The sequence below is a fragment of the Pseudomonas nabeulensis genome (assembly GCF_004682045.1).
GTDB classification, from domain to species: domain Bacteria; phylum Pseudomonadota; class Gammaproteobacteria; order Pseudomonadales; family Pseudomonadaceae; genus Aquipseudomonas; species Aquipseudomonas nabeulensis.
In genome coordinates this window covers 1-18,920 of the sequence record NZ_QUZT01000056.1, presented here as the reverse complement: position 1 = coordinate 18,920, position 18,920 = coordinate 1, and the positions used below count along the sequence as shown (strand labels likewise).

The window sequence follows — 18,920 nt, the reverse complement described above, 5'->3', positions numbered from 1 at the left end:
TATTTGGGTAACGGCGGGTCACTTTTGGAGAGGCGAGGCCACGGTTTATCTGAAAAATGAAGATCAAAATGTGGGAGGGGGCTTGCCCCCGATAGCGGTGTGTCAGCCTCTGATAAATTGGCTGATCCACCCCCATCGGGGGCAAGCCCCCTCCCACATTTTGATCTCCTCCACACAGTTGGCCTAGTGATTATCCTTAAGGGTCTTGAAGCCTTCGATACGCTTGATCAAGCGAGTGTTCTTCGCCGAGTCGGCGTTGCCGAACAGGAACGAAAAATCCGAGGCCAGGTTGGATTTTCCGGCAATCGCCGCGTACTGATGGCAGTCGTTGCAGTTGTCGGTTTGCACGTAGGTTTCCAGGGTGGTGTTGGCCACGGGTACGCTTTGGTCGCTGACGTACGGCCCGTAGGACAACGGCGTCTTCACGTTGGGCCCCGGCCCCGGTTCGTTGGGGGCGTTGGGGGTCTTGGACCACAGCACGTTCACCAGTTTGTAGTACTGGAACACCGACTGGCCTTGGGTTTGCTGGGCGAAGGTCTGCTGTACCGCCGTGTTCAATGCCTGCATATCCTGCGGCAACGCATTGACCCGCGTGGCCTGCACTGGCTGGTCCAGTGGCGTGCAGTTGGGCGGTGTGTGGGTGGCGTCGCATTGCACCCGCGCCACGTTGGGGGTGCAGGCGTTGCCCGTGCAGGTGGGGTTGTTGAAGGTGTAGCCCTGGGGCGGCGGGGTGTCGCCGGCGTCGGGCACGTTGTCGACTTGCTCGAAGGTGGTCCAGATAAAGTTTGGTTGGGTCTGGGTCTTGTTGATGATGTGCAGGCCCACCAGGCCCACCACTTCCTGGGTGCACTTGAGGGTGTCGGGGCGTTGCAGCCAGGCCACGGTGGTCAGGTAGCGTCCGTACAACTGCGGTTGATGGGTCAGCACACGCCACGCGGCCTTGAGTTCCAGGGCGCCGAGGTCTTCCTGGGGCAGGGCGTTGGTCGGCAGTTCACGCATCAGCTTGCCGGCCGGTAACGACAGGCCCGCCGGGTGTCGGTTGTCGCTGTTCTGCGCGACGATCAGTTGGTTGGCGGCATCGTACAGGCCGTTGTCGACGATGTAGTCGAACTCTGCCTTGCCCACCTTGCGTTCGAAAAACACCAGGTTGCCCGACTGATCCGTCAGCCAGCCTCCGGAGGCTTCCATGATCGAATCGGGCAGGGTGACTTGCGTACCGCTGGACAGGTGAAAACGATGGGCACGGTTGATCGCGCTTTCCGAGGTGGCGGTGATGAACTTGCGCGCCCCGGCCGAAAACGCCTTGAGGTTGTTGCTGGCGGTGCAATTGGACGGCACCAGGGTTTGCACGCCCCAGCCGGAAGGCTTCGGCGCGCCGGGCAGGAAGATATCGCTGGCGTCCTTGTAGCTGGCCCAGACCGGTGCGTTGCTCATCGGCTGGCCGGGCGTCGGTGGCACGCCGAATTGGGCGGCGGTGCTGTGCGGGTCCGGCTCACCCGCCAGGGCCGGGTTGGCGGGCCAGCCTGGGTTGACCGGCCAGTTCATGGCAATGAACAGCTGCCAACCAAAACAGTTGAGAAACGCTTGCTCGGTCCCGAAGTTGTTGACCGGCAGGAACCCACCGCTGGCAGGGTTGAACACCAATTGCTGGACGCACGATTGTGCATCCGTTGCATGGGCCGGTTGCGGCGCCATCAGGGGCAACAGCGCGCACGCCAGCCACCCCAACACACTCAAGCGTAGCCATCCGTACATGATTGCATTCCTTGCGTAAGGCTCAGGGAAGGCCGCCCTTGCCAGGCAGGGGCGGCCAGTCACACTCAGGCGCCGGGCACCAGCGCCAGGCCGCTTTCCCACGGGTGTTCGGCAGCGCTCGGATTGGCGGCCTCACTCGGGTTGAGGGCGCGCACGCTAATCAGTCCCGGCGTGGCGTTGCTGCTCACGGTGACGGTCATGATGTAGCCCTGGGTGCCGCCGCCATCGGTCTGCCCCGGAATCGCCGAGGCATCCGGCAAGAACTGCGTGACCTGGGCGGTCACGCCAGGGTTGGAGAACTGCACCCGTGCGCTCGCCGCCGTGGTCTTGAGGTCTGCGCCCTGGACCACCAGCACGAACTGGCCGGACGAACCCGGTGCCAGCGACGCCGGCAAATCGCTGGGTGACTGGCCGTAGAACAGGTCCAGCGGCAGCAACTGCACCGGCCAGGGTTGCGCATCGGTGGTATTGGCCGCCACACAGTCGCATTCCCCAGGAGGCGCGGTGAGCGGTGCCGGCGTCACGCTGAGGGCCACGTCGAGCTGCTCGGCGATCACCCACACGTAGTCGATCGGCGTGCCATTGATAGTGATGTCGTTGATCGAAAACCCCGCGCTTACCGGCACTTCGAACACCGCCTGCAATATCTGGTCGGACCCATTTGGTCCGGTGCCGGCCGTACCGCGCGTCACGCGCCAATAGCTGCTCACATCTTGGCCTTGCGGGCCTTTCCAGGTGCTGAAGGACTGGGGTTGTTGCAGGTACAGGCCGATGGGGTTGGTCAACGAGATCAGGTTATTGACCGCTGCCTGGTTGGCGGAAAAGCCGATATGCGGGTCCGAGTTGCGGTAGTTCTGCCCGTACTGCGCGCAGCAGATCAGGCTCTGCTGGTTACGGCTGCTGGTGAGCGGACGCAGGATGGTCGCCGCTGCCGCCAGGTAAATCTCGGCACTCAGGGTATTGGGGCCGGACGTCAAATGCATCGCGCCGCCCGACACGCCTGGCAGGCGCACGGTGCCCGAGTTCCACTTGTTCACGGTGTCATAGGCCGGGCGGCCGGTGGTTTCATCGATCACCGGGTCGCCAGCCTTGCCGGTGGGGCCGTCGGCGGTGTAGCGCAGGTACAGGTCTTCGAGTTTTACCTGCGGGTCGACGTACGCCTGGTACAGCCCCAGCACGGCGTTCGGGTCGATGTTCCACATGGTCAGGTAATACGCCGGGTTCTCGCTGGTGAACTGGATGCTGCGCATCGTGCCGTCGGGGTCGCGGGTGATCGACCACTCGCAATATTCATCCAGCCAACCCCGTGGGCCAGACGGCGAGAAGTCGGCGTAAGGGCCGTTCCAGTTGATGGACTTGCACAGCACACTGGGGATTTGCAGCTGAGTGGCGGCCGGGTCCGGGTACAGCGAGTAGAGCGTGCCGTTGAGGGTAATCTGGCCGTGGTCGGTCAACTCCATCACCTGGTCGAGGGTCATGGCCTGGCCGTTCAACTGCGGCACCACGGCGGCGCCGTTGTTGTAGAAGAACGTCCACAGTCGGTTGGGGAACGGTTGCCAGGTGATCGTCACCGGGGTTTGCGTGCCGTAGCCACTTTGCAGCGGGTTGTAGTAACCCGAGCGCGGTGCATCGTTGAGGTTTGACCAGGGGTTACCGATCACCGACATCTCGGTCCAACCGGTGACGTTGTTGTTCCAGTCCGTTTCAAACTGCGGCAATTGGTTTTCCAGGCCCAGCCGGTTGTAGTCCTTGGGGGCTTGTTCGGCGGGCGAGGTGAATTGCTTGAACGGCGTGCTCATGTCGACTCTCCTTGGTTGACGGGTGTGGCAGTGGCGCAGCAACCGGCACCCGGTGCGGGGCCGGCAGACGTGTGGCGTGGGTCGTCCCACACCAGTTGGGGGATAAAACCAGGCAATAGCGCGTAGGCATCGGGGCTCAATACCTGGCTCGTTTCAACGTGGGTGACCCGCAGCGATAACTGCGCGGCGTCACTCGGCCCCAGGTTCAGCGCCTTGACGTTGCGCGCCGCATTCAGCGCACGGGAAACGCCTTGGGTAATGCAACGGCCCTTGTCGTCCACCAGGCCCATGCCGATGCGGCTGAAACGCCCGACGTAGTGGGGGTTGTCGGCGTTGACCTGCTGTGCGCTGGCATCCGGTTGGTTGAGAAAGACGTCGATCAGAAAGGTGTCGTGGGTGCAGCGCACATGGTCGAACACCACCCACGGGCCCGTGTGTGACGCTTGCGCCTGGCAGCACGCAGCAGGCTTGGCTGCACCGAACTGCGGCGCCACCGGCGTACCGTAGTCGTAGCCGATATGGCGGCTGTCCTGGGCCATGTCGCCCAACGTGGTGTAGCGCCAGGCCTCGGCACTGGTGAAGGTCACCTCATCCGCCCCATGCCCGGCGAACGGCTGCAACAGGCACTGGGTGGTGTACTGCGCCGCCGGGTGGGCGCGTATCCACACCTCCAGCATGCGGTCGATATTGGCGTGGTAGGAACAGAACACCGGGTCGAAGGCGGTGTAGGCGTTGTCGGCCATGTCGCAGCCGATCCAGCCGTGGTAATTGTCGTGGGGTTGCTCATAGAGCCCGTCGAAATTCAGCGCGCGGTTGGGGTACAGGTTGTCCGGTTGCGGCGGGTCGAAGGTGGTGATGTTGGCCCACGGATAGCCCGGCACCCCTTGAGGCTGGCTGAACGTGGTGAAGGCGAGGGCGTCGACTACCTGCTGCTGGAAGATCCGGCTCATGCCGTACAACTGGGTGCGCTCGGCGCGAAACACTTCGCCCTGGGTGTAGAACAACGGGTTGCGCTGCACGTACAGGCAATCCACACCGTCGACGTTGCCGCTGGCGCAGACTTTCGAACGGCCATCCTTGGCCGCCGCATAACGCAGCGGGTTGCGCCGCACCTCGCCGGTGTGCGGGTGCACGTAGGTTTCATCAAGGAACGCCTGGGGCAACCCGGCTTCGGGGCTGCCGTCGACACTGGCGTGTTCGGCCATCCAGTCCCAATACGGGATGGGGTAGTCGATCAGCGCTTCCAGGTACAGCAGGTAGGCGCGATGCCACAGCGCGAAGGCTTCCTGGTAATGCAGGCACCAGTTGGTGTGGATGTAGGCGTAGCGCTGCCAGGGCGCGCCACTGTCCGGGTTGCCGATGTGCATCACATCATCGAGCCTGGCGCGGTACAGGTTCAGTTGTTCAGGGCTGAGGGCGCGGATGTCCTGGCGCACGCGCTTGACCGGGTGCGGCAGCGCCGGTGGCGGGATGCGTTCGGCCAGGTCAAACGGCGAAATACTGTCCCGGCGCCAACCCTGATTGACCCACAGGCGAAAGGTTTCCAGGGCGTCGATGGGCCAGAACTGCTGCGCGTCGTCGGTCAGCGGCATATTGCGCGAGGCGAGGTGCTGGTAAATGGTCACCGACCAGGTCTTGACTGAGTCCGGGTCTTCCAGGAACACATCGTAGGCATTCATGCAGCCCACCCACGTTGCGGCGACGGCGGCACGTTCGGCGGCGGGTATCCAGTACGGCTCGCTGAAAAGTCCTTGGATATCAGCGGTCCATGTCGGTTTCGCGACTATCATAAGATCCCTCTCATGCCGCCAGGGCCAGGTATTGGCCGGGCTGCTAAGCTGAATCGATGTTAAGGAGCCACTGCGCAGGATTTGTGCAAATTGGCCCGTCTTCGCGACGGATTCATTGCAATTTTCAAGGACGATTTTCCACCGATGACAGACGCCATGGATTTGAAGATTCTGGGCCGGCTGCAAAAGGATTGCGACCAGAGCCTGGACCTGTTGAGCGACAGCGTAGGGCTGTCATCCACCAGTTGTTACCGGCGCATTCGCCGTATGGAAAGCGTGGGGATTATCAAGGCCAGGGTGGCGGTACTGGATGAGCGCAAATTGGGTATCCAGGTGACCGCGTTCTTCTTGATCAAACTGGACAAGGACAGCCACGATATCGACCGCAAGATGCAGCACATCCTGATCCATCACCCGGAGATCCAGGATTGCTACCTGATGACCGGTGAGTTCGATTTTGTGATGGTGGCCAAGTTCAGGGATGCCACCGAGTACACCGATTACATCTACCGGTTCCTGGAGATTTATCGGGATATTCCGATTCGTACCTACTCGTCGACGTTGGTGGTGAGGACGGTGAAGAAGTCTTATGAGTTGCCGTTGTTTGGGGGGTGTTGACGGAAATCAGGTAACGGCTGATAGGGTGGCGGCTCTTACTGTGGGCCACCTTTAGAAAGAGCGGGATGTCATGCCGGGCGGAGTTCAAATGTGGGAGGGGGCTTGCCCCCGATGGCGGTGTGTCAGTCACTGCATGTGTAGCTGACCCACCGCCATCGGGGGCAAGTCGAATCGTCGCACCGCCCCTCCCACAGTGGATCTCCGTTTGTTGAAAGATCTCGGTTTGTTCTGGCACCCCCTCAAACCCGCGCTTCCCGAGGCATCCCCAGCGCCCGCTCCGCAATCACATTGCGCTGAATCTCATTGCTCCCCCCATACACCGTGTCCGCCCGGCTAAACAGGAACAACGCCTGCAACCGGCTCAGCTCGTAGGGCTCGCCCTCAAGCACCTCTCCAGCATCCCCCAGCACATCCATCGCCAACTTGCCCAGATCACGGTGCCAGGTGGACCACGCCAACTTGTAAATCATCGCCTCGCGACTTAGGCTGCCATCTTGCGCCCCACACAGCATGCGCAACGAGTTGTAGCGCAACACCTTGAGCCCGGCCCACGCCTGGGCAATGCGCTGGCGCAGCAATGGGTCACGCGCGGCGCCATTGGCCTGGGCGATGCGGATCACTTCATCCAGCTCATTGTGAAACTGCATCTGTTGCCCAAGTGTGGACACGCCACGCTCAAACCCCAATAGCGCCATGGCGATCTTCCAGCCATCGCCGGGCTGGCCGACCAGGTTGTCGGCCGAGGTGACGGCCTGCTCAAAGAACACCTCGTTGAATTCGCTGGTGCCGGTCAGTTGCTGGATCGGCTGCACGCGAACCCCCGGCTGGACCATCGGCACCAGCAGGAACGACAACCCGTGATGCCCCTGGCTGCCCGGCTCGGTGCGCGCCAGCACGAAGCACCAGTCGGCTTCATGGGCCAACGAGGTCCAGACCTTTTGCCCGCTGATCAACCAATGTTCGCCGGAGGCATCGAGGCGGGCGCGGGTCTGCACGTTGGCCAGGTCCGAGCCGGCCCCCGGTTCCGAGTAGCCCTGGCACCAGAACGTGCTGCCATCGAGGATGCCGGGCAACAGGCGTTGCTGCTGGGCCGGTGTGCCAAAGGCGGCGAGGGTAGGGCCCACCAGGCCTTCGCCGATGTGCCCCATGCGACCAGGGCCGCCGGCACGTGCGTACTCTTCGTGGAAAATCACCTGCTGGCTGATGGGCAGGCCGCGCCCGCCGTGTTCCTTGGCCCAACCGACGCCAATCCACGCGCCCGCCGCCAGTTCACGCTCCCAGGCTTTGCGTTGTGCGGGAAAGCTGTGCTCGTCCCCCGGCCCGCCGCGAAAGCGCAGCGCGGCAAATTCGCCACTCAGGTGCTGGGCCATCCACTGCGCAACCTCTTCGCGGAAGGCTTCGTCGGCACGGCTGAAACCGATTTTCATGCGGGATCTCCCAATAGATAGGTGGCCAGGCGCTCGCGGTGCCAGGCCGGGCTGCCGAATAGCGGCTCGCCGGCGCGAGCGCGCTTGAAGTACAGGTGCGGGTCGTATTCCCAGGTGAAACCGACGCCGCCATGCAGTTGGATCGATTCGGCCGCGCAGTGGAAAAACGCCTCGCTGGCGTGGATTTTCGCGGTGGCGGCCGCAGCGGCGAGTTCTTCGGCCACTGCCGTGTCACCGTTCGGGTCCAGGCGCTCCTGCACCACGCAGGCGGCGTAGTAGGCCGCCGAGCGGGCACACTCGACCTGCAGCATCATGTCGGCGCAGCGGTGCTTGATCGCCTGGAAACTGGCAATCGGGCGGTTGAACTGGCGACGTTCACCGATATACGCCAGGGTCAGGTCGAGCACTTGTTGCGCACCGCCGACCTGCTCGGCCGCCAGGCCCGCTGCGGCCACCCGAAATGTGTCGCGAAGCACGCCCCAGCCTTGCTCGGGGTCGCACAAGCGTTGCGCTTTGCTGACATCGACATGGCGCAATTCGATCTGCGCCAGTCGTCGCGTCTGATCCAGGGTGGCCAGCGGGCGGCGGATCACGCCGGGGGCATCTCCCGGCAAGGCGTACAGGCTGATGCCGTGCTCACCTTGAGTACCCGGTGTGCGCACGGCGACGATCAACAGGTCGGCCGAAGCGCCATCGATCACCTGAGCGTATTGCCCGTGCAGGGTCCAGCCGCCTGGGCGCGGTTCTGCTACGGCGCGCACGCTGCCCGCGTGCAGGCCCGGCGTGTCGGCAAAGGCCAATGTAGCCCGAGTGGCACCGCCGGCAATCGCCTGGAGCCAATACGCCTGCAACGCCTCGTTGTGTCCCAGCAACAAGGCCGGAGTGGCCAAGCACGTGGTGGCGAACAGCGGTGAGCCCAACAAGAAACGCCCGCACTGCTCCAGCAGGATCGCCAATTCGACAAACCCCAGGCCCATGCCGCCAAACGCCTCGGGCACCATCAGCGCCGGCCAGTACAGCTCCTGGCCGATCTGCTGCCACACCTGCGGGTCGTAGGCATGGGGCGTCGCCATGGCGGTCCGCACGGCGTGGGAGTCACTGGCCTGGGCGAGAAATCGCTCGGCGCTGTCGCGGATCATCTGGTGTTCTTCGGTCAACGCGAACTCCATGGGAAGGCATCTCGTAAAGCCAAGGGATACGCCAGTCTGCGGCGCCTGGAGCGGCGTTCGAATCACTAAAACGGACTAGGGCGCCTGCGCACCGTGTTTAGTCTCAACGGACGATGAAGCGCTTGGCGCGGCTTTGCACAATGGTCCCCGGCAACCCCTTTCCGTCAACGAGGACCACGGCATGATCGACATTCGCGGCTTGAGCTATTTCGTCTCGCAGATCGAAAACCTCAGCCATTGGCAGCGGTACGCCGAAGACGTGCTGGGCATGTCGGTCACTACGGCGCCGGGCAACGGCCTGTACGTGAAGATGGACGAGCGTCCGTTCCGCATGCTGATTGTTGAGGGCACTGAAGCGCGTTACCTGGCCTCCGGCTGGGAACTGGCCAACGCTCCGGCCTTCGAGGCGGCACTGGCGCACCTGACGGCGACGGGTGTGGAGTGGCAGGCGGGCACCCCGGCGGAAATCGAACAGCGCGGCGTGCAGGCACTGGTCAAGCTCACCGACCCCTCCGGCAACTGCCATGAACTGAGCTGGGGCCATCGTTCCGATTGCCTGCCGTTTGTGTCGCCCCAAGGCGTGCCGCGCTTTATCACCGGCGATATGGGCCTGGGCCACACCGTGCTGCCGGCGCCGAATTTCGACGCCACCCTGGCATTTGCCAAGGACGTGTTGGGCTTTGAACTCTCGGATATTTTCAACTTCCGTCCCGACCCGTCGGCGCCGCCGATCCGCATTCACTTCCTGCATTGCCGCAATGCCCGCCACCACAGCCTGGCACTGGCGGAATACCCGGTGCCGTCGGGCTGTGTGCACGTGATGGTCGAGGTCGATTCGATGACCGAAGTCGGCCGCGCCCACGACCGCCTGCAGGCTCATCAAGTGAGCCTGTCGGCCACCCTCGGCCAGCATTTGAACGACCGCATGACCAGTTTCTACATGAAGACGCCGTCGGGTTTCGACCTGGAGTACGGCTTCGGCGGCTTGCAAGTCGATTGGGCCGAACACTCGGCCTTCGAGTTCACCCGCGTGAGCATTTGGGGGCACGACTTTTCGGTCGGCCAACAGTAAGGAATAGACCTGATGAACAAACAACTGACAGCGGCCGATGCGGTCGCTCAACTGCGCGATGGCATGACCCTCGGTTTTGGTGGCTGGGGCCCACGGCGCAAGCCGATGGCCATTGTGCGCGAGATCCTGCGTTCGCCGGTCAAGGACCTGACCGTGGTGGCCTACGGCGGCCCGGAAGTGGGCATGTTGTGCGCGGCGGGCAAGGTCAAGAAGCTGGTGTTCGGCTTTGCCACCCTGGATGCGATCCCGTTGGAGCCGTACTACCGCAAGGCCCGCGAGGCCGGTGAACTGGAATTGCTGGAACTGGACGAAGGCATGTTCCAGTGGGGCCTGCGCGCCGCCGGCATGCGCTTGCCGTTCCTGCCCACTCGCTGCGGCCTGGGCACCGATGTGACGCGCCTCAACCCGGAACTCAAGATGGTCAGCTCGCCGTATGCCGATGGTGAGGTGCTGCTGGCGATGCCCGCGCTCAACCTGGATGTGGCCTTCCTGCATGTCAACGTCGCCGACCGCCTGGGCAACTGCCTGGTGACCGGCCCGGACCCGTATTTCGATCACCTGTTCGCCCGCGCTGCGCAGCAGTGCTTTGTCTCCTGCGAGCGTCTGGAAGAACGCCTGGCGCTGAGTGCCGAGCAAGCCCGGTTCAACACCTTCGAACGCTACCTGGTCAGCGGCGTGGTGCATGCGCCGCTGGGGGCGCACCCCACCGCCTGCGCGCCGGACTACGGCTGGGATTTGCCGCACCTCAAGGGCTATGTCGCCAGCAGCCAGGCGCCGAATGGTTGGCAGGACTATGTGCAGGCCTATATCGCCGGTGGCGAACAGGCCTACCAGGCACAGAACGGCGGTGCCGATTCCATGGGCGCCTTGCCCCTTCCCGTGTTCTGAGGACTCGCGACTATGTCTGCAACCTGTGATTTCACCCTTGCCGAACTGATGATCGTCGCTGCCAGCGAAGCCTGGCGTGGCGACGGCGAAGTGATTGCCTCGGGCCTGGGCGTGATCCCACGCCTGGGTGCTGGCCTGGCCAAGCTGACCCATAGCCCGGAACTGCTGATGACCGACAGCGAGGCGTTCCTGGTGGAAGAGCCGATCCCGCTGGGCCCGCGTGGCGACTATGTGCCGCGCTACTCGGGCTATCTGTCGTTCGAACGGGTTTTTGAGTGCGTATGGGGCGGGCGTCGCCACGCGATGATCGGGCCGACCCAGATCGACCGCTGGGGCCAGACCAACCTGTCCTGCGTGGGCGACTACCAAAAGCCCAGGACCGCGATCCTCGGTGTGCGCGGCTTGCCCGGCAACAGCATCAACCACCTCAATTCGTTTTTCGTGCCCAGCCACAACACGCGGGTGTTCGTCAGTGGCGAGGTGGACATGGTCTCCGGTGTCGGCTTCAAGGCCGAACGCTGGCCCGAGGGTGTGCGCCGCGACCTGATGGACATCCGTTGGGTGATCACTGACCTCTGCGTGCTGGATTTCGATGGGCCGCAGCGTGCGGTGCAGGTGCGTTCGTTGCACCCCGGCGTGAGCTTCGAACAGGTCCAGGCCAATACCGGTTTTCCGCTGCTGCTGTCGGCACAAGTGCACGAGACGGTGCACCCCACGCCCGAGCAACTGGCGCTGATCCGGCGCCTCGACCCCCACGACTACCGCGCAAGCGTGATCAAGGGCAACCCGCCCGGCATCCGCGTGGCCGCGCTCAAGGACGGCGAGCATGCACACTCCTGACCCTGAATTTGTCGTGCGCGAGGACCATGCCGTCTACGAGACGCAGGAGCCGGTGCTGTACCGCGTGGCCGAGGGCATCGCGACCCTGACGCTCAATCGCCCGAGCTTCAACAACGCGCAGAACTCGCAAATGACTTATGCGCTGGACGCGGCGTTGCGTCAGGCGGTGGACGACGACAGCGTCAAGGTCATCGTCCTGCGCGGCAACGGCAAGCACTTCTCGGCGGGGCATGACATTGGCACGCCTGGGCGCGACATCAACAAGCCGTTCGAGCGCGCGCACCTATGGTGGGACCACACCAACAAACCCGGCGGCGAGCAGTTGTACGCCCGTGAGCAGGAGGTGTACCTGGGCATGTGCCGACGTTGGCGCGAGTTGCCCAAGCCGACCATCGCCATGGTGCACGGCGCGTGCGTCGCGGGCGGGCTGATGCTGGCGTGGGTGTGCGACTTGATCGTCGCCAGCGACGACGCATTCTTCCAGGACCCGGTGGTGCGCATGGGTATTCCGGGGGTGGAGTATTTTGCCCATCCCTACGAAATGAACCCGCGCATCGCCAAGGAGTTTCTGTTCACCGGCGACCGCATGAGCGCCACCCGTGCCTGGCAAGTGGGCATGGTCAACCGCCTGGTGCCGCGCGATGAACTGGAGCAAGCCACCTATGCCCTGGCCGCCGGCATCGCGCGTCAGCCGCGCATGGGCCTGGCCCTGACCAAGCAGGCGATCAACCATGTCGAAGACCTGCAAGGCAAACGCACGGCGATGGATGCGGTGTTCGCCTGGCACCACTTTGCCCATGCCCATAACGAGTTGCTGTCCGGCGACAAGCTAGGTGGTTTTGACGCCAAGGGCATGGCCCGGGCCAACAAGCAGGCCGAGGACAACAGCCAATGAATCGCTGGCTCGACACCGCGCTGACCGAGGCCCTCGGTTGCCGTTACCCGATCGTGCAAACCGCCATGGGCTGGGTCGCCGATGCCAATCTGGTGATCGCCACCACCCAGGCGGGAGGTTTCGGGTTTCTGGCCGGAGCGACCCTGGCGGCGGATGCCCTGGAAGGTGAAATCCGCAAGGTCATCGAGGCTACCGGTGGCAGCCGGTTTGGCCTGAATTTCCATATGTTCCAGGACAACGCCGCGCAGTGCGTCGACCTGGCGATCAAGTACCGCCTGCGTGCCGTCAGCTACGGGCGTGGTCCGGACAAACAGACCATCGCGCGCTTCAAGGCTGCCAATGTGCTGTGCATGCCCACGGTGGGTGCGCTCAAGCACGCGCTCAAAGCGGTGGAACTGGGCGCCGATTTGATCACAGTGCAAGGCGGCGAGGGCGGTGGGCATACCGGTGGCGTGCCCAGTTCAATCCTGTTGCCCCAGGTGCTGGCGGCGGTCCAGGTGCCGGTGATTGCCGCCGGCGGCTATGCCACGGGGCGTGGCCTGGCTTCGGTGCTGGCGGCCGGTGGTGCCGGGATCGCCATGGGCACGCGGTTCCTGATGACCCGCGAATCGCCGACCCCAGTTGCGACCCTGCAACGCTACTTGAACGTCAACGACCCGCAACAGGTACGGGTGACCACGGCGGTGGACGGCATGCGCCATCGCATGATCGAAAACCGCTTTATCAACCACCTTGAACAGGCCGGCCCGTTCGGTCGCCTGCGCATCGCCCTGGGCAGCGCCTGGCAGTGGAAGCAACAGACCGGCATGAGCCTGGGGCACATGGCCGGGGTGTTTGTGCGGGCGTTGCGTGAAGACCCGTCGGCGCTGTCCCAAGTGGTGATGGCCGCCAACCAGCCGGTGCTGTTGCAACGCTCGATGGTCGAGGGCCGCCCCGACGAAGGCATCTTGCCCAGTGGCCAGGTCGCGGCCGCCATCGACGCGCTGCTCAGTTGCCAGGACGTCATCGAAGGCATCGCCCTTGAGGCGCAGCAATGCCTGGACGCGCTGTTATCGCGCAGCCAGGCCGACCCCATCACCCGCACCGCCAGCATTGGAGAACCCCTGTGAACCAGGCATTTACCACCCAACTCAACCAGGGAATCGCTGAGCTGGTGATCGCCAAGCCGCCGGTCAACGCCCTCGACAGCCAGGAGTGGCATGCATTGGCACGCCAACTCGACGCACTGGGGGCCAACCCCGAGGTGCGGGTGATCGTGATTCGCGCTGAAGGCCGGGGCTTTTGCGCCGGTGTGGATATCAAGGAACTGGACCGGTTTCCCGAGCGCATCGTCGAGGTCAACGCCGGCAACTACGCCACCTTCAAGGCCGTGCACCGCAACCCGGTGCCGGTGATCGTCGCGGTGCATGGCTTTGTGCTGGGCGGTGGCATTGGCATTACAGGGGCGGCAGACATTGTGGTCGCGTCCGACTGCGCCACCTTTGCCTTGCCGGAAGTCGACCGGGGCGCCATGGGCGGCGGCGCGCATTTGCAGCGTCTGTTCCCGGTGCAAAAGGTGCGCTACCTGTTCTTCACCGGCGAGCCCATCGGTGCCGTCGAAGCCCAGACGTACGGCTTTATCGAGCGGGTCGTCAGCAAAGACGCCTTGCGCGACACCGCCATGGGCATTGCCGCCAGGATCGCGGCCAAGAGCCCCGGCATGATCCGCATCGCCAAGGAGGCGTTGAACGGCATCGAAGACGGCAACCTGGAGGACAAATACCGCTGGGAGCAGGGCTTCACGCTGCAGGCCTACAACAGCCCCGATTCGGCGGAAACCCGCCGGGCCTTCGTCGAAAAACGTGACGCCAAGTTCTGAGGGAACGCCATGGACCTGACTTATACCCCCCAGCAAAACGCCTTTCGCACCGAAGTGCGCGAATGGCTCGCGGCCAACGTGCCACGCGAACCCCTGGCCAGCTACGACACCCGCGAAGGCTTTGAACAACACCGCGCCTGGGAAGCGACCTTGTTCGAGAGCCGCTGGTCGATGGTGATGTGGCCTGCCGAACTGGGCGGGCGCGGCTGCGACTTGATCGAGTGGCTGATTTTCGAAGAGGAATACTACGGTGCCGGCGCGCCGATGCGCGTCAATCAGAACGGCCAATTGTTGCTCGGGCCGACGCTGATGGAGTTCGGCACGCCGCAGCAGAAACAGCGCTTCCTGCCACGCATGGCTGCCAGCCTGGACATGTGGGCGCAAGGCTGGTCGGAGCCGAATGCCGGCTCGGACATGGCGGCGATCACCAGCAAGGCGCTGCTCGACGGCGACCACTATGTGATCAACGGGCAGAAAACCTGGTCGACCCGGGCGATCTACGCCGACTGGTTGTTTGGCCTGTTCCGCAGCGAGCCGGGCTCGACCCGTCACCACGGCCTGTCGTTCATCATGGTGCCGTTGGATGCGCCGGGGGTGAGCATCCGCCCAATCAAGGCGCTCAATGGCAAAGAGGCGTTTGCCGAAGTGTTCTTCGACGACGTGCGGGTGCCGGTGGCCAACCGCATCGGTGCCGACGGGCAGGGCTGGCATGTGGCAATGGCCACCGCCGGTTTTGAGCGCGGCCTGTTGCTGCGCTCGCCGGCGCGCTTCCAGGCGACGGCGCGCAAGTTGGTCGAGCTGTACAAGACGCACCGCGCCGAGGCTGATCGCGACCCCAGCCTGCGCGACGCGGTGCTGGACACCTGGATGGGCGCCGAGGCCTACGCGCTGTCGGCCTACTACACCGTAGGGCGCTTGAGCCGGGGTGAACAGATTGGCGCCGAGTCGAGCATCAACAAGATCATCTGGTCGGAACTGGATTTGAAGATGCACGAAACGGCGATGCGCATTCTCGGCGTGCAGGGCGAGTGGGTGGGTGACACGTCGGGCTGGCTGGAGGGCTTCCTGTTCGCCCAGTCCGGGCCGATCTACGCCGGGACCAACGAGATCCAGCGCAACATCATCGCCGAGCGCATGCTCGGTTTGCCGAAATAAGGAACCGCCATGGACTTCACTTTCAACGATGACCAATTGGCGTTCCGCGAGGCCATCAGCCGTTTCCTGATGACCGAAGCCGCGCCGGAAATGCTGCGGGAAATCTGGGAAACCGACCCCGGGCGCTCCCGCGACCTGCGCAACGCCATCGCCGCCCAGGGCCTTACCGCCTTATCGGTGCCCGAGGCCGAAGGTGGCCTGGGGATGGACGATGTGACCTGGGCGTTGATGACCCAGGAACTGGGTTACTACGCGATTCCCGACTCTTTGGCTGACACCGCGTACGTCGCCTGTGGCGTGCTGTCTGGATTGCCGGTAACGCATCCGGTACGCGCCGAGCTGTTGCCGCGTATCGCCGATGGCAGCTTGCGCCTGGCGATTGGGCATCCGGTCAACCGGTTGGTCAGCGATGCGGCGTTGGCCGAAGTGCTGATCCTGACCAACGCTGATGAGATTCACGTGGTGCCGCGTGCCCAGGTCGACGTGCAGGCGCAGTCGAGTATCGATGCGTCGCGACGGTTGGGCCGGGTCAGTTGGGCGCCGTCGTCGGCCACCTGCGTTGCCCAGGGCGAGCAGGGCCGTACGTTGCAAGCGCGGATGCTCGACCGTGGCGCGCTGTCGGTGGCCGGGCAATTGCTGGGGTTGGCGCAGCGCATGTTGGACCTGTCGGTGGACTACGCCGCCCAGCGCAAACAGTTCGGCAAACCCATCGGCAGTTTCCAGGCGGTCAAGCATCACCTGGCGGATGTCGCCCGTGCCATCGAACAGGCCAAGCCGGTGCTGTACCGCGCCGCGCATGCGGTGGCCCGTGGCGATGCCAACGCGGGCGTGTGGGTCTCGCAAGCGCGCCTGGCGGCCAACGAAGCCAGTTGGCTCGCGGCGCGCAAGGGCATCCAGGTGCACGGTGCGATGGGGTACACCTGGGAGGTGGATTTGCAGATGTTCATGAAGCGCGCCTGGGCGCTCGATGCGTCGTGGGGGGATCGCGGCTTTCACAAAAACCGCGTCAGCGACTACCTGTTTGCCGACGCCACCGGCCTGGGGCCGGGGCGCACTTTCGAGGAATAAGCCATGGCACAAGCCTATCTGGTCGATGCACTGCGCAGCCCCACGGGCAAGCGCAAAGGTGCACTCAGTGAGATCCATGCGATAGACCTGGGCGCCCATGTGCTCAAGGCGCTGGTGGAGCGCAATGTGATCCCCGCCGAGGACTATGACGATGTGATGTTCGGCTGCGTCGATACCATTGGGTCCCAAGCGGGTGACATCGCCCGCACCAGTTGGCTGGCCGCCGGCCTGCCGCTGACGGTGCCCGGCACCACGGTGGATCGCCAGTGCGGTTCGTCCCAGCAGGCGTTGCACTTTGCCGCGCAAGCGGTGATGAGCGGCACCCAGGACGTGGTCGCGGTAGGCGGGGTGCAGACCATGACCCAGATTCCGATTGGCTCGGCGATGCTGGCTGGGCAGCCATTGGGCTTTGCCGATCCGTTCTCGGGCAGTGCCGGTTGGCGTGCGCGGTTTGGCGCGCAGCCGGTGAACCAGTTCTACGCCGCCCAGCGCATTGCCGACCATTGGCAGATCAGCCGCGAGCAGATGGAACGCTTTGCGCTGGACAGCCATGAGCGCGCCCTGGCCGCTGTCGCCAGCGGGCGGTTTGCCCGTGAAATCGTCGCGTGCCACGGCCTGGCCGTGGATGAAACCCCGCGCCAGAGCAGCCTGGCGAAAATGGCCGAACTGCAACCGGTGGACCCGCAATACCCGTCGATTACCGCCGCCGTTTCCAGCCAGACCTGTGACGCGGCGGCCGCGCTGCTGGTGGTGTCCGAAGCGGCGCTCAAGCGCTACGACCTGACACCCCGTGCGCGGATTCATCACCTGACAGTGCTGGGCGACGACCCGATCTGGCACCTCACCGCACCGATTGCCGCTACACGGCGAGCCTTGGCCAAAAGCGGCCTGAGCATGGCCGATATCGACCGGGTGGAGATCAACGAAGCTTTTGCTTCGGTGGTCATGGCCTGGGCCAAGGAGCTGGATTACGACCCGGCGCGCACCAACGTCAACGGCGGCGCGATTGCCTTGGGCCACCCATTGGGGGCCACCGGTGCACGCTTGATGACCACGTTGCTCAACGAACTGGAGTGCAGCGGTGGCCGTTATGGCTTGCAGACCATGTGCGAAGGCGGTGGCCAGGCCAACGTGACGATCATCGAGCGTTTGTAGTTCTTTTCACTCTTCAAGGAGCAAGACATGTCTATGTGTTCAGGCCGCACCGTGATCATCACCGGCAGCGGCGGTGGGCTCGGTCGCGCCTATGCCCTGGCGTTTGCCGAGCAGGGTGCCAACGTGGTGGTCAATGACATTCGCGCCGAGGCGGCGCAGGCGGTGGTGGATGAGATCCAGGCCAGCGGCGGGCAGGCGATTGCCAACAGCGACGACATCACCACCCTGGCCACGGCGCAGCGGATTGTCGACGCAGCGCTGGCGGCGTTTGGCGAAGTGCATGTGCTGGTCAACAACGCCGGGGTGCTGCGTGATCGCATGTTCATCGGCCTCAGTGAAGATGACTGGGACACGGTGATGCGGGTGCACCTCAAGGGGCATTATTGCCTGGCCAATATCCTCGGGCGCCGCTGGCGCGACCTGGCCAAGGCGGGGATGCCGGTGTCGGCGCGCATCATCAACACCAGCTCCGGCGCGGGGTTGCAGGGGTCGGTGGGGCAGTCCAATTATTCGGCGGCCAAGGGCGGAATTGCTGCGTTGACCCTGGTACAAGCAGCGGAACTGGCGCGTTACGGCGTGACCGCGAATGCACTGGCGCCTGCGGCCCGTACGGCGATGACCGAGAGTGCGATGCCCGATGTGGTGAAAAAACCGGAGGACGGCAGTTTTGATGCCTGGGCGGCGGAGAACGTGGCGCCGTTGGTGGTGTGGTTGGGCAGTGAGGCGTCGGCGCATGTGAGTGGGCAGGTGTTCGAGAGCCAGGGGGGAAGGATTTCGTTGGGGGATGGCTGGCGAACCGGCGCGACCCGCGACAAAGGGGCGTTGTGGCGGGTGGAGGAGGTGGGGGCTGCGGTGGATGGGATTTTGGCGGAGGCGCCTAGGGCGCAGGGGGTTTGGGGCACAGCGTGATGGGCCAGCGTGTTTGACGGGGCGATTGCAGATAAAAGCAAGAGCGCGGCGGCCTTAGAGCCGACCGGTCAGGTGGGCCGTTCACAGTTCAAATGTGGGAGGGGGCTTGCCCCCGATGGCGGAGTGTCAGTCACTGATGAGCTGGCTGATGTACCGCTATCGGGGGCAAGCCCCCTCCCACATTTTGATCTCCACAATTCTGAAGATATTGATCGGCTCTGGCTCTGGCTTTTGATTTTGATCTTAGTCGCCCCGTTAAACCATGCGGGTCGAACGCAGGCTTGAATCCGTGGGTAAACCGGCATCCATGCCGGTTTACCCCCCCAAATCCATGCCGAATTCCGGCCAGCGTGTTTGACGGGGCGATTTCAGATCAAAAGCAAGAGCGCGGCGGCCTTAGAGCCGACCGGTATTTCATGCCGTTCACAGTTCTAATGTGGGAGGGGGCTTGCCCCCGATGGCAGTGTGTCAGTCACTGCATTTGTAGCTGACCCACCGCTATCGGGGGCAAGCCCCCCCCCC

Annotated in this window: 16 protein-coding genes; 11 read left to right on the top strand and 5 right to left on the bottom strand. The window is 64.0% G+C overall.

Features of this window, described 5'->3' with window-relative positions:
* Positions 1-183 precede the first annotated feature (183 nt).
* The 3 genes from DYL61_RS23830 to DYL61_RS23820 all read right to left on the bottom strand — a co-directional run bounded on the left by DYL61_RS23830 (position 184) and on the right by DYL61_RS23820 (position 5,344).
* Positions 184-1,755 (bottom strand): hypothetical protein, encoded by a 1,572-nt coding sequence (locus DYL61_RS23830; protein ID WP_135310365.1) that lies wholly within the window; start codon positions 1,753-1,755, stop codon positions 184-186.
* Positions 1,756-1,820: 65 nt separating this feature from the next.
* On the bottom strand, positions 1,821-3,554 hold the full coding sequence (locus DYL61_RS23825) for a hypothetical protein (RefSeq protein WP_135310364.1): 1,734 nt from the start codon (positions 3,552-3,554) through the stop codon (positions 1,821-1,823).
* Positions 3,551-5,344, bottom strand: a complete 1,794-nt coding sequence (locus DYL61_RS23820; RefSeq protein ID WP_135310363.1) for a tyrosinase family protein — start codon at positions 5,342-5,344, stop codon at positions 3,551-3,553. The genes DYL61_RS23825 and DYL61_RS23820 overlap by 4 nt, the downstream gene beginning before the upstream one ends.
* Before the next feature lie 156 nt (positions 5,345-5,500).
* Between DYL61_RS23820 and DYL61_RS23815 the strand changes: the two genes are divergently transcribed.
* The gene (locus DYL61_RS23815; RefSeq protein ID WP_135310362.1) at positions 5,501-5,962 is read left to right on the top strand and encodes an Lrp/AsnC family transcriptional regulator; all 462 of its coding nucleotides are present in this window, start codon (positions 5,501-5,503) and stop codon (positions 5,960-5,962) included.
* Positions 5,963-6,201: 239 nt separating this feature from the next.
* On the opposite strand, the gene DYL61_RS23810 is transcribed toward DYL61_RS23815, so the two are convergent.
* Positions 6,202-7,389 (bottom strand): acyl-CoA dehydrogenase family protein, encoded by a 1,188-nt coding sequence (locus tag DYL61_RS23810; RefSeq protein ID WP_135310361.1) that lies wholly within the window; start codon positions 7,387-7,389, stop codon positions 6,202-6,204.
* Positions 7,386-8,558, bottom strand: a complete 1,173-nt coding sequence (locus DYL61_RS23805) for an acyl-CoA dehydrogenase family protein (protein ID WP_135310360.1) — start codon at positions 8,556-8,558, stop codon at positions 7,386-7,388. The genes DYL61_RS23810 and DYL61_RS23805 overlap by 4 nt, the downstream gene beginning before the upstream one ends.
* 181 nt (positions 8,559-8,739) lie before the next feature.
* Between DYL61_RS23805 and DYL61_RS23800 the strand changes: the two genes are divergently transcribed.
* From DYL61_RS23800 to DYL61_RS23755, 10 genes are read left to right on the top strand one after another with little or no spacing between them, the layout of a single operon-like run.
* Positions 8,740-9,630 carry a VOC family protein gene (locus DYL61_RS23800; RefSeq protein ID WP_135310359.1) on the top strand — a complete coding sequence of 297 codons (891 nt, stop codon included), beginning with the start codon at positions 8,740-8,742 and terminating at the stop codon, positions 9,628-9,630.
* Between the two features lie 12 nt (positions 9,631-9,642).
* Positions 9,643-10,518 carry a CoA transferase subunit A gene (locus DYL61_RS23795; protein ID WP_135310358.1) on the top strand — a complete coding sequence of 292 codons (876 nt, stop codon included), beginning with the start codon at positions 9,643-9,645 and terminating at the stop codon, positions 10,516-10,518.
* Between the two features lie 12 nt (positions 10,519-10,530).
* Positions 10,531-11,358: a CoA-transferase subunit beta gene (locus tag DYL61_RS23790; protein WP_135310357.1), complete on the top strand. Its 828-nt coding sequence runs from the start codon at positions 10,531-10,533 to the stop codon at positions 11,356-11,358.
* On the top strand, positions 11,345-12,253 hold the full coding sequence (locus DYL61_RS23785; RefSeq protein WP_135310356.1) for an enoyl-CoA hydratase: 909 nt from the start codon (positions 11,345-11,347) through the stop codon (positions 12,251-12,253). Before DYL61_RS23790 ends, DYL61_RS23785 begins: the two co-directional genes overlap by 14 nt.
* Positions 12,250-13,362, top strand: a complete 1,113-nt coding sequence (locus DYL61_RS23780; RefSeq protein ID WP_135310355.1) for an NAD(P)H-dependent flavin oxidoreductase — start codon at positions 12,250-12,252, stop codon at positions 13,360-13,362. Before DYL61_RS23785 ends, DYL61_RS23780 begins: the two co-directional genes overlap by 4 nt.
* A complete protein-coding gene (locus DYL61_RS23775; RefSeq protein WP_135310354.1) occupies positions 13,359-14,111 on the top strand; it encodes an enoyl-CoA hydratase family protein in 753 nt (250 codons plus the stop codon). The genes DYL61_RS23780 and DYL61_RS23775 overlap by 4 nt, the downstream gene beginning before the upstream one ends.
* A 9-nt stretch (positions 14,112-14,120) precedes the next feature.
* Positions 14,121-15,266 (top strand): acyl-CoA dehydrogenase family protein, encoded by a 1,146-nt coding sequence (locus DYL61_RS23770; RefSeq protein ID WP_135310353.1) that lies wholly within the window; start codon positions 14,121-14,123, stop codon positions 15,264-15,266.
* Positions 15,267-15,275: 9 nt separating this feature from the next.
* Positions 15,276-16,334: an acyl-CoA dehydrogenase family protein gene (locus DYL61_RS23765; RefSeq protein ID WP_135310352.1), complete on the top strand. Its 1,059-nt coding sequence runs from the start codon at positions 15,276-15,278 to the stop codon at positions 16,332-16,334.
* A gap of 3 nt (positions 16,335-16,337) precedes the next feature.
* Entirely contained in the window at positions 16,338-17,489 is a 1,152-nt protein-coding gene (locus DYL61_RS23760) for an acetyl-CoA C-acetyltransferase (protein WP_135310351.1), read from the top strand.
* A gap of 27 nt (positions 17,490-17,516) precedes the next feature.
* Positions 17,517-18,398: an SDR family oxidoreductase gene (locus DYL61_RS23755; RefSeq protein WP_135310350.1), complete on the top strand. Its 882-nt coding sequence runs from the start codon at positions 17,517-17,519 to the stop codon at positions 18,396-18,398.
* Positions 18,399-18,920 lie beyond the last annotated feature (522 nt).

Excerpts from the sequence above, each read along its gene's own strand:
- DYL61_RS23795 (WP_135310358.1), top strand. The coding sequence starts at position 9,643 with ATGAACAAACAACTGACAGCGGCCGATGCGGTCGCTCAACTGCGCGAT.
- DYL61_RS23760 (WP_135310351.1), top strand. The coding sequence starts at position 16,338 with ATGGCACAAGCCTATCTGGTCGATGCACTGCGCAGCCCCACGGGCAAG.
- DYL61_RS23770 (WP_135310353.1), top strand. The coding sequence starts at position 14,121 with ATGGACCTGACTTATACCCCCCAGCAAAACGCCTTTCGCACCGAAGTG.
- DYL61_RS23765 (WP_135310352.1), top strand. The coding sequence starts at position 15,276 with ATGGACTTCACTTTCAACGATGACCAATTGGCGTTCCGCGAGGCCATC.
- DYL61_RS23755 (WP_135310350.1), top strand. The coding sequence starts at position 17,517 with ATGTCTATGTGTTCAGGCCGCACCGTGATCATCACCGGCAGCGGCGGT.
- DYL61_RS23805 (WP_135310360.1), bottom strand. The coding sequence starts at position 8,558 with ATGGAGTTCGCGTTGACCGAAGAACACCAGATGATCCGCGACAGCGCC.
- DYL61_RS23815 (WP_135310362.1), top strand. The coding sequence starts at position 5,501 with ATGGATTTGAAGATTCTGGGCCGGCTGCAAAAGGATTGCGACCAGAGC.
- DYL61_RS23780 (WP_135310355.1), top strand. The coding sequence starts at position 12,250 with ATGAATCGCTGGCTCGACACCGCGCTGACCGAGGCCCTCGGTTGCCGT.
- DYL61_RS23830 (WP_135310365.1), bottom strand. The coding sequence starts at position 1,755 with ATGTACGGATGGCTACGCTTGAGTGTGTTGGGGTGGCTGGCGTGCGCG.
- DYL61_RS23785 (WP_135310356.1), top strand. The coding sequence starts at position 11,345 with ATGCACACTCCTGACCCTGAATTTGTCGTGCGCGAGGACCATGCCGTC.
- DYL61_RS23820 (WP_135310363.1), bottom strand. The coding sequence starts at position 5,344 with ATGATAGTCGCGAAACCGACATGGACCGCTGATATCCAAGGACTTTTC.
- DYL61_RS23800 (WP_135310359.1), top strand. The coding sequence starts at position 8,740 with ATGATCGACATTCGCGGCTTGAGCTATTTCGTCTCGCAGATCGAAAAC.
- DYL61_RS23790 (WP_135310357.1), top strand. The coding sequence starts at position 10,531 with ATGTCTGCAACCTGTGATTTCACCCTTGCCGAACTGATGATCGTCGCT.
- DYL61_RS23810 (WP_135310361.1), bottom strand. The coding sequence starts at position 7,389 with ATGAAAATCGGTTTCAGCCGTGCCGACGAAGCCTTCCGCGAAGAGGTT.
- DYL61_RS23825 (WP_135310364.1), bottom strand. The coding sequence starts at position 3,554 with ATGAGCACGCCGTTCAAGCAATTCACCTCGCCCGCCGAACAAGCCCCC.